We start from the raw sequence: 10,020 nt of genomic DNA, 5'->3' as shown, positions 1-10,020 counted from the left end.
GGAAGGAGCGCCCCTCGAAGTCCCGTATGCCCGCGGGTTCGCAGGTCTCCTTCGCCCCGCCGGCCGTGCCGCGCCGGTGCCGCCGTGCGGCGGGGCCTAGAAGACGACCAGCGAGCGGCCGCCCTTGCCCGCGAGCATGGCGTCGAAGGCGGCCGGGATGCCGTCGAGGGTGATGCGGTCGGTGACCATGAGGCCGAGGTCGAGGCGGCCCGCGCGGACGTGTTCGGCGATCACCGGGAGGTCGCGGGCCGGGTCGCTGTTGCCGTAGACGCAGCCGGTCAGGGTGCGGGCGAAGTGGAAGAGCTCCAGCGCGTGGAAGGTGACCTGCTGCTCCTTTCCGCCGATGCCGACGACGGTGGAGCGGCCGCCGCGCCGGGTGGACTCCCAGGCGCCCCGGATGGTTTCCGCCCGGCCGACGCACTCGACGGCGACGTCCACGCCGTGTCCGCCGGTCAGCGCGCGGATCTGCTTGGCCGTGGTGTCGGAGGCGAGGACGAAGTCCGTGGCGCCGGCCGCGCGGGCCAGCTCCTCCTTGTCCGGGGACACGTCGACGGCCACGATCGGGCCCGCCTGCGCGATCCGGGCGGCCTGGAGCGCGGCCAGGCCGACACCGCCGACGCCGAAGACGGCGACGGACTCGCCCGGGAAGACCTGGGCGCTGTGGTGGACGGCGCCGTAGCCGGTGAGGACGGCGCAGCCGAGCAGGGCGGCCTCGTCGAGCGGGATCCCGGCGGGCGCGGGCAGCACGCAGTTCGCCGCGACGACGGTCTCCTCGGCGAACGCGGCGACGTTCAGCCCCGGATGCAGTTCGGTGCCCTGCGCGTCGTGCGCGTGGACGGCGCCGATTCCGGAGAGGGCCTTGGCGCAGAGCCAGACCTCGCCGATGGTGCAGTGATGGCACTCTCCGCAGGACGGGGCCCAGTTGAGCACCACTCCGTCGCCGGGGGCGACGTGCGTGACGCCCTCCCCGACGGCGAGGACCGTGCCCGCGCCCTCGTGCCCGAGGACGGCGGGTACGGGCACTCGCATGGTGCCGTTGGTGAGGGAGAGGTCGGAGTGGCAGACCCCGGCTGCGGTGAGCCGTACCCGGACCTGTCCGGGGCCGGGGTCGGGCAGCACGATCTCCCGTATCTCCAGCGGGGCTCCGACGGCGGGCAGGATGGCGGCGCGGACCATGGTCGTCGTCTCCGTGTTCAGAACTGCAGGGACTTGGTCTGGAGGTACTCGGCCAGGCCGTGCGGGCCCAGCTCGCGGCCCACGCCCGACTGCTTGTAGCCGCCGAAGGGCGCGAGCACGTTGAAGCGGCCGCCGTTGATGTCGACCTGGCCGGTGTCCATGCGGCGCGCGAAGGCCACGGCCGTCTCCTCGTCCGCTGCCCAGACGGCGCCGCCCAGGCCGTAGACGGTGCCGTTGGCGATGGCCAGGGCCTCTTCCTCGTCCCCGTAGGCGAGGATCGAGAGCACGGGGCCGAAGATCTCCTCCTGGGCGATGGTCATGTCGGGCGTGACGTCGGCGAACACGGTCGGGGCGACGAAGTACCCCTGCTCCCGGGGCGCGTCGGGGCCGCCGGCGACGAGGCGTGCGCCCTCCTCGATGCCCCGGGTGATGTAGCCGCGTACGCGGTCGCGCTGCTTGGCGTTGACGACGGGGCCCAGGCGGGTACCCGGGTCGCGGGGGTCGCCGGTGGGGTACTTGGCGACGGCGGCGGCCGCGAGGGTGACGGCCTCCTCGTACTGGTCCCGGTGGACGAGCATGCGGGTGAGCGCGTTGCAGCTCTGGCCGGTGTTGTTCATGACGTGGCCGACGCCCGTCGCGACGGCCTTGGCCAGGTCGGCCCCGGGCAGGATGACATTGGCCGATTTTCCGCCCAGTTCGAGGGCGACCCGCTTGACGGCGGCGCCGGCCGTGGCGCCGATCTGCCGGCCGACGGCGGTCGAGCCGGTGAAGGAGACGAGGTCGACTCCCTCGTGCGCGGCCAGGGCCTGGCCGGCGACCGGACCGGTACCGGTCACCAGGTTGAAGACCCCGGCCGGGATGCCCGCCTCGTGCACGGCTTCGGCGAAGAGCTGTGCGGTCAGCGGGGTGTCCTCGGCCGGCTTGAGGACGAGGGTGCAGCCGGCGGCGAGAGCGGGCGCCACCTTTGCAACGATCTGGTGCAGCGGGTAGTTCCAGGGCGTGATGGCCCCGACGACGCCGACCGGCTCCAGCAGCACGGTGGAGGTCCCGATCCGCTCCTCGAAGGCGTACGAGGCCGCGAGCTCCGCGTACGAGGAGGCCACGGCGATCGGCGAGCCCACGTGGACCGCCTCCGAGAAACCGCTCGGGGAGCCGAGTTCGGCGGTGATGGTCTCGGCCATCTCCTTCTTGCGGGCCGCCAGCACGTCGCGGAGGGCGCCGATCAGTGCCGCCCGCTCGGCGGGCGGGGTGGCCGCCCAGGCCGGGAAGGCGGCGCGGGCGGCGCGCACGGCCGCGTCCACGTCCTCGGCGCTGCCGGCCGGCACCCCGGCGATGACCTGCTCGTCGGCGGGGTTGACGACCTCGATCCGTTCGCGTCCGGCGGCGGGCCGCCATTCCCCGCCGATGTACATCCCGTCGTGGGCCTTCATGGCTGTTCCTCCCGAAACACGCACCAGCGCGTGGACCTGACCTCCCGGACAGCCTACAAACTAGCGTCGGTAGTTTTATGAGCGCCAGGGGTGGCCGGGATCAGATGATGCCGAAAAGCATCCCCGCCCCGAGAACGACGAGCGAGGTCAAAGCCGCCCATTTTACCGTGAAGCGGGTGTGGTCGCCGAACTCGACCTTGGCCATCCCGACGAGGACGTAAACGGCCGGAACCAGTGGGCTGGACATGTGCAGGGCCTGGCCGACGAGGGAGGCGCGGGCGATCTCGAGCGGGGAGACGCCGTGGGCGGCGCCGGCCTCGGCGAGGACGGGCAGGACGCCGAAGTAGAAGCCGTCGTTGGACATGAAGTAGGTGAGCGGCAGGCTCAGCAGGCCGGTGACCAGGGCCATGTGCGGGCCCATGCCCTCGGGGATGGCGCCGACGAGCCAGTCGGCCATCTCCTTGACCATGCCGGTGCCGGTGAGGACGCCGGTGAAGACGGCGGCGGCGAAGACCATGCCGGCGACGTTCAGGACGTTGTCGGCGTGGGCGGCGATGCGGGCCCTCTGGTCGGGCATGTGGGGGAAGTTGACGGTGAGGGCGAGCGCGGCACCCAGGAGGAACAGCACCGGGATGGGCAGCAGTTCCATGATCATCGCGGCGAGCAGGGCGACGGTGAGGCCGGCGTTGAACCAGTAGAGGCGGGGGCGCAGGGTGGCGCGGTGCGGGTCGAGCCCCTGGAACCCGTCGCCGGGGCCTTCGGCACCGGCCGGCACCTCGACGTCGGCGGGGGCGGTGGCCCCGGCCGAGGGGGTGGCCCCGGCCGTCCCGGCCGAGGCGGCGGCTCCGGCCGGGACGAGGCGGTCCGCCTCGGCGTCCGCCGGCTCCCGCCCGCCGGGGAGCGCCAGCGGGCCGAGCCGCCCGCGCTCCTTCAGCCCGAGGACGTACGCGAGGACGAACACGAAGAGCAGACCGGCCGCGAGGGCCGGGATCATCGGCACGAACACGTCGCCGGCGTCGAGCTTCAGGGCGGTGGCGGCGCGGGCCGTGGGGCCGCCCCAGGGCAGGGTGTTCATGACGCCGTTGGCGGTGGCCGCGACGCCGGTCATGACGACGAGGCTCATCCCCAGCCGCTTGTACAGGGGGTACATCGCCGAGACGGTGATCATGAAGGTGGTCGAGCCGTCACCGTCCAGCGACACGATGGCGGCGAGCACCGCGGTGCCGACCACGATCCTCATCGGGTCCGCCTTGCAGAAGCGCAGGATGCCCCGCACGATCGGGTCGAAGAGGCCGACGTCGATCATCACGCCGAAGTAGACGATGGCGAACATCAGCATGGCGGCGGTCGGCGCGAGCTTGCCGACGCCGTCGATGACGTAGTCGCCGAGCTGCGCGCCCTGTCCGGCGAACACGCAGAAGAGCGCGGGAATGAGGACGAGCGCCGCGATGGGCGACATTTTCTTCATCATGATCAGGACCAGGAAGGTCGCGATCATGGCAAAGCCGAGGAAGGTCAGCATGCTGGGAACGTAGGTGCCGCCTCCTTGCGCCAACAAGACGTCTGAGCGTGAGCAATACGAGCAAAACCCCAGCTCAGGGCAGGGGTACCAGCTCGACGGGGAATCCGTTGAGCACCGCCGTGCCGGACAGCGGGTCGAGCCGGCTCCCGTCGAGGAGCTGGTTGACGTTGACGCCGGGCTCCGCGGAGGCGACCGAGAGCCTGGTCCCGGAGCGGTCGTGGCCCCAGCCGTGCGGGAGGCTCACGACACCGGTGCGGACGGTGTCGGTGACCTCGACGGGTACCTCCAGGCTGCCGCCGTCGGCGGTGATCCGGGCCCGTGCCCCGTCCGTGAGGCCGAGCCGGTCGGCGTCGTGCGGATGGACGTGCAGGGTGCAGCGGTTGGAACCTCCGGCGAGGGCCGGGACGTTGTGCAACCAGCTGTTGTTGGACCTCAGGTGGCGGCGGCCCACGAGCACCAGGGAGGCGGGGCGTTCGGCGAGCGCCGCGCGGAGCCTGGGCAGCTCGGTCACGATGGGGTCGGGCAGCAGCTCGATCCTGCCGCTGCGCGTCTTCAGCAGGCCCGGGAGCCGGGAACGCAACGGGCCCAGGTCGATGCCGTGCGGGCTCTGGCGGAGGTCGTCGAGGGTGAGTCCGTACGGGCCGAGGCGCAGCATCAGGTCGAGCCGCCGCTCGGGACCGGTCCGGCCGGACAGGAGACGGGCCTCCTCGTCCGGGTCGCGGCCGTGCAGCGGCGAGCGGGGGTCGCCGACGGCCCGCGCGAGGGTGTCGGCGATGACGCGCTCGTCGACCGCTTCCGGCGGGGCGCCGTGGAGCCCCCCGACGGCGAGGACCAGGCGCGCGTGGATCTCGCACTCGTCCAGCCGTCCCGCCTCCAGGGGCATGGCGGCGGGCGAGTAGCGCGCCTGGTTGCGTACGGCGAACCCGTTGAAGGCGAAGTCGAAGTGCGCGCTCTGGGCGGGCGGCGGCGGGGGCAGCACGACGTGGGCGTGGCGCGACGTCTCGTTCAGGTAGGGGTCGACGGAGACCATGAAGTCGAGCCCGGCCAGCGCCCGGTCGAGCCGGTCGCCGTCGGGTGCGGACAGGACGGGGTTGGCCGCGATGGCGAGCAGTACCCGGATGCGTCCGTCGCCGGGCGTCTCGATCTCCTCCGCGAGGGCGGCCAGGGGCAGTTCGCCCTTGGCCTCGGGGTGGCCGCTGACCCGGCTCGACCAGCGGCCGAGGGCGAACCCCCGTCCGGGACCGGCCGGCCGGGGCGCGCCGGCCGTGGCGGAGAGCGGGAAGAGGGCACCGCCCGGCCGGTCGAGGTTGCCGGTGAGGATGTTCAGTACGTCGACCAGCCAGCTGGCGAGGGTGCCGTACTCGACGGTGGAGCTGCCGATGCGCCCGTAGACGGCGGCGGTGGGCGCGGCGGCCAGCTCCCGGGCGAGGGTGCGGATCTCGGCGGCGGTGAGGTCGCAGGCGGGTGCGACGGCCTCAGGGGTGAAACTCCCGAGCGCGGCCGCGAGTTCCCCGAGCCCGTCGGTGATGTCCTCGAGCGCGGCGCCGGGCGCGGCGAGCTTCTCGGCGAGGAGGGTGTGCGCGAGGGCCGCGAGCAGCAGGGCGTCACTACCGGGGCGGGGGGCGAGGTGGCGGTCGGCGAGCCGGGCGGTGCGGGTGCGGCGCGGGTCGACGACGACCAGGGTGCCGCCGCGGGCGCGCAGCGCCTTGAGGCGGCCGGGGAAGTCGGGCGCGGTGCACAGCGATCCGTTGGACTCGACCGGATTGGCTCCCAGGACAAGCAGGAAGTCGGTGCGGTCGAGGTCGGGCACCGGGATGGCGAACGGGTCACCGAAGAGCAGTCCGCTGGAGACGTGCTTGGGCATCTGGTCGAGCGTGCTGGCGGTGAACAGGTTGCGGGTGCCCAGGGCCTTGAGGAGCAGCGGCGGGTAGAGGGCGCCCGCCATGGTGTGGACGTTCGGATTGCCGAGGACGACGCCGGCGGACTGGGCGCCGTACTCCCCCAGCAGGGCGGGGACGGCGGCGGCGATGGCGTCGTACGCCTCTTCCCACGTGGCGTCGCGGAGCCTGCCGTCCCGGCGCACGAGGGGCCGGCACAACCGGTCGGGGTCTGCGTCGAGCTGCCCGAAAGCGGCGCCCTTCGGGCAGATGAAACCGCGGCTGAAGACGTCCTCCCGGTCGCCGCGCGCGCCGGTGACGGCGGCGCCGTCGATGGTGAGGGTGAGGCCGCAGGTGGCTTCACAGAGGGGGCAGATGCGCAGGGCGGTGCGGGGCATGGGCCCTCCAGGGCGGCAGGCTGCGGCACGGGCACGGTCGCGGTCACGCGGGCGCCCCGAGCATACCGACCGGTAGGCACGGTGGGGAGGGGTCTGCCGGTGCGAGGTCTGCCGGGGCGCGTGGACAGGGTCCTCCGGGGCGGAGGACGGCGCGGGGCGGGCGGAGGGAAGCGGGGTCAGTCCAGGACGCGCGCCAGGTAGGCGTGCATCATCGCCCGGGTCTCCGCCACGATGCCGGGGTCCCCGGCGGGGTCGACGCGGAAGGCCAGCTGGATCAGCGCGTCCGTGGCTTCGACGGCGACCAGGACCGCCCGCTCCAGGGTGGCGTCGGGGGCCAGGCCGAGGTGGGCGCTGAGCAGTTCGGTGAGGCGGACGGCGACCAGGCGGTTGGGGTCGGCCGCCGGCCCGTCGGCGGGCGGCGCGTCGGCGGGCGGGGTGTCGGCGGGCGGGGCGGGCACCCCGAAGTCCACGAGCGCGAAGCCGGGCACGCTGCGCTTCATGGCCAGGTACTCGTCGAGCACGGCGTCCACGACCGGCCGCCAGTGCGTGGAGGGGAGGCCCGCGAGCCGGTGCGTGATGCCGTCGGCGTACCGGTCCAGGTTGCGGTGGGCGAGGGCGATGGCCAGGGCCCGCTTGTTGCCGAAGAAGCGGTAGACCGAGCCGATCGGCACGCCGGCGCGGACGGCGACCGCGCGGGTGCTGAGGTTCTCGTAGCCGGTCTCGTCCAGCAGTTCGGCGCACGCGTCGAGGATCCGGACGAGCCGCTCGGCGCTGCGCTGCTGGACGGGGGTGCGGCGCAGTGAGGGAGCCGGGGGCGGGGAGGACGGGGTGGGGGGCACGGGATCCATCATGCCGCTCCTGGCTTCGTCTGTTCGGCGGGGTGCTCAGTTCAGCAGGAGGCTCAGTCCCCCGAGGGTGTACGTGATCATCAGCGCGAGCAGCGGCAGTTGACCGGCCACCGCTTTCGCGGGGGGAAAGAGTCGCACGGACCGGTCGTGCGCCGCGACGACGCCGAGGACGTGGCCGGTGACGACGGCGACGACCTGGAGGGCGGCGAGGCCGCCGGGACCCAGTGGCGGCAAGGGTTCCGGGGCGTTGTCAGTGCCGAATGCCATGCTTACTGTGCGTGGTCCTTCGACTACGAAAAGGGAGAAGTAGTGAGCGATGAGATAGCCGAGGGCGATCGGCACGAGTGAGTGCGCGAAGGCGGTGAGCGGGCCGGGGTGCGGGCCGCTGACGAGGCGGGTGGCGGCCGCGCACAGGCAGTACAGGGTGGCGACGAGGGCGACGGCGGCGAGGAGTCCGAGGGTGGCCGTGGGGGTGCGGCCGAGGGGGGAGGTCTGCAGGACGTTGATCCACGAGGGGTTGTCGGAGAAGCCGTCGTAGGCGGTGGATCCGAGCAGGACGCAGACGGTGGCGACGAGTCCGGGCCGCTCGGGTGTCGCGTCGAGTCCGTGGAAGGGGTTGCGGAGAACGAGGCGGCCGTCACCGCGACGGCCGAGGGGGGAGAGACGGGCAAGGAGGGCGGAGTACGCCTCGAAGGCGTCTCCGTCGTCGAACCAGCGCTCGCCGAAGCGGGCGGCGAGCAACAGCTGGGCGGTGGCGTAGGTGGCGAGGGCGATGAGGAGGGTGGTGGTGGATGCGGGATCGGGGGCGGCGAGTTCGAGCCAGGTGAATCCGAACAGGCCCGCGGCGGCGGGCCATTGCCCCAGCCGGGCGGGGAGGGGGCGGTCGGGGCCACGGCGGCGCAGGGCTCGGGAGAGCGCGCGGTGCAGGGTGCGGAGCGGGTTGAGCAGGCGCCAGACGGGGCCGAGGAGGAGGGAGGCGGGGACGAGTCCGACCCAGAAGAGGACGTAGACGGCGCCGGGAGCGGGGTTGCGGGCGGGGTCGTCGGGGCCGAGGAGGAGGTACAGCAGGACGGCCAACGCGGCGGCGAGCCCGAATCCGCGCAGGACGGTACGGGTGGCAGGCGCGTCGGCCACCCGCTGGAGGGCGGCGGGCAGGGCGATCCCGGACCGGTCGCCGCGGAAGCGGGAGGTGGACCAGAGCAGACCGAGCGCGAGGAAGGAGACGAACAGGGCGGTGAAGGCACCGGCGAAGGCGTAGAAGGGAGAGATCGGCAGATCGTGCTGGGACCCGATCCCGTGCGCGAGTGCGGTGAGCGGATCGGCCGGGTGAAGGACCACGCCCTGGCCGCCGCCACCGGCGCCCGCGACGCCGGGACCGGCTACCGGCCCGAAGGGGGTCACCGCCGGGCCGCCCGGACCCGGCCGGACCGGGCCGGGACCTCTGCCGCTGCCTCCGGCTCCGGCTCCGGCTCCGGCCCAGCCGGCTCCGGCCCAGCCGACTTGGGTGGCCGGCAGGGGGACGGGTGCGGAGTCATCGGACGACGAGCTGGGTCAGGACGAGGCCGGACGCGTGGGTCTCGACCTCGAAGAGGCCGGTGCGCTCGACCGTCAGGACCAGGGTGGCCTCTTGGCCCGCGGGCAGGGTGAGTTCCTTGTCGTAGCCGTGGACGTGCAGCGTGTCCGCACGGTCGCTGGTGACGCGCAGGGCCACGCGCTCGCCGCGCTTGAGCTCGGTGCGCGCGGGTGCGGGGCTGACCTTGCCGTCCCGGACGGCGATCGTGACGGTACGGTCCACGGCCTGCCCCGGGGTCTGGCCCCGGGTCTGGCCAGGGGCTTGGCCGGACGGCTGGCCGGGGGTCGGTGTCGGTGCGGGCGTGGGCGGGGGCGTCGGCGGGGTGGCGTCATGGCCGTGACCGGCGGCTTGTCCGCCACCGGTCAGCGGGATGGTCGCCTCGATCGGCTTGCCGGACACCGCCCAGGCGGTGTGATCGTCGGCGTACAGCCGGACGGTCAGGGTGTGCGCGCCCTCGGAAACCTGCGCGGCGGGCAGGTGGAACCAGGGGCCGTACAGCCGGGCCAGTTTGCGGCCGTCGAGCTCCAGGTGGGCGTGGCCCGCGCCCCGGAGGGCGGCGCCGCCGGTGCTGTCGGGGGTGAAGTCGAACCTCTCCACCGCCAGTTGGAGGTTCCAGCCGTCCTCGGAGTCCGGGCGGGCGGTCAGGCGGACCCTTGGCGCGCCCTCGCCCGGTACCTCGCGGAGCCGGTGTCCGGCGCCGTCGTCGGTGGTGAGCAGGGTGCCCGCGCTGCCGGATGCCTCCTCGTGGCCGGTGCCGGGCTTGTGGTGGGTGGTGGCCCGCCCGCCACAGCCCGCCGCCGCCCCGCCGCCGAGCAGCAGGACGAGGGTGAGCAGGGCCGCGGCACGGGCGGCTCGGCGCCGCGCCCTGCGTACCGGGCGCGGGATGCGGCAGACATCGCACCGGACGTCCTCGGCGAGCGGGCCGGCCGCTGCTCCCGCCGCGCTCACCGCCCGCCCCCGGCGGCGAGCGGGGCCGCACCGGCGTGCCCCGGGGCGGAGTGCCGGACGCCCCCCGCGCCGGGCGACGTCGCACGGGGCGCGGCGTGCCCGGCCGCGGTAACGGGTGGCGGGCCCGCCGCGGGCGGCGGGGTTGAAAACTCGGGCTGGGGCACGTCCTGCGGTAACCCGCGGCCCATCTCGGCCCGGGTGAGGACCAGCAGCGGGGCGGCGTACGCGATCATCCCCGCGAGCCGGTC

General features: G+C 74.0%; 7 protein-coding genes. All 7 read right to left on the bottom strand.

Annotated elements, in window-relative coordinates; translation table 11 throughout:
• Nucleotides 1–96: 96 nt before the first annotated feature.
• Nucleotides 97–1,176 (bottom strand): Zn-dependent alcohol dehydrogenase, encoded by a 1,080-nt coding sequence (locus ABT106_RS28615; protein ID WP_351283000.1) that lies wholly within the window; start codon nucleotides 1,174–1,176, stop codon nucleotides 97–99.
• Nucleotides 1,177–1,193: 17 nt separating this feature from the next.
• Entirely contained in the window at nucleotides 1,194–2,606 is a 1,413-nt protein-coding gene (locus tag ABT106_RS28610) for an aldehyde dehydrogenase family protein (RefSeq protein ID WP_351282998.1), read from the bottom strand.
• A gap of 100 nt (nucleotides 2,607–2,706) precedes the next feature.
• Nucleotides 2,707–4,128 (bottom strand): CitMHS family transporter, encoded by a 1,422-nt coding sequence (locus tag ABT106_RS28605; RefSeq protein WP_351282996.1) that lies wholly within the window; start codon nucleotides 4,126–4,128, stop codon nucleotides 2,707–2,709.
• 73 nt (nucleotides 4,129–4,201) lie between these two features.
• Nucleotides 4,202–6,403: a molybdopterin oxidoreductase family protein gene (locus ABT106_RS28600; protein WP_351282994.1), complete on the bottom strand. Its 2,202-nt coding sequence runs from the start codon at nucleotides 6,401–6,403 to the stop codon at nucleotides 4,202–4,204.
• Between the two features lie 176 nt (nucleotides 6,404–6,579).
• A complete protein-coding gene (locus tag ABT106_RS28595) occupies nucleotides 6,580–7,251 on the bottom strand; it encodes a TetR/AcrR family transcriptional regulator (RefSeq protein WP_351283009.1) in 672 nt (223 codons plus the stop codon).
• A gap of 36 nt (nucleotides 7,252–7,287) precedes the next feature.
• Nucleotides 7,288–8,589 carry a hypothetical protein gene (locus ABT106_RS28590; protein WP_351283006.1) on the bottom strand — a complete coding sequence of 434 codons (1,302 nt, stop codon included), beginning with the start codon at nucleotides 8,587–8,589 and terminating at the stop codon, nucleotides 7,288–7,290.
• A gap of 193 nt (nucleotides 8,590–8,782) precedes the next feature.
• Nucleotides 8,783–9,658, bottom strand: a complete 876-nt coding sequence (locus ABT106_RS28585; RefSeq protein WP_351283003.1) for a cupredoxin domain-containing protein — start codon at nucleotides 9,656–9,658, stop codon at nucleotides 8,783–8,785.
• Between the last annotated feature and the right edge of the window lie 362 nt (nucleotides 9,659–10,020).

The sequence above is a fragment of the Streptomyces sp. NPDC002044 genome, assembly GCF_040296725.1.
GTDB classification, from domain to species: Bacteria; Actinomycetota; Actinomycetes; order Streptomycetales; family Streptomycetaceae; genus Streptomyces; species Streptomyces antarcticus.
The sequence above is the reverse complement of the archived record's forward strand: the minus strand, read 5'-3'. Positions and strand labels throughout refer to the sequence as shown.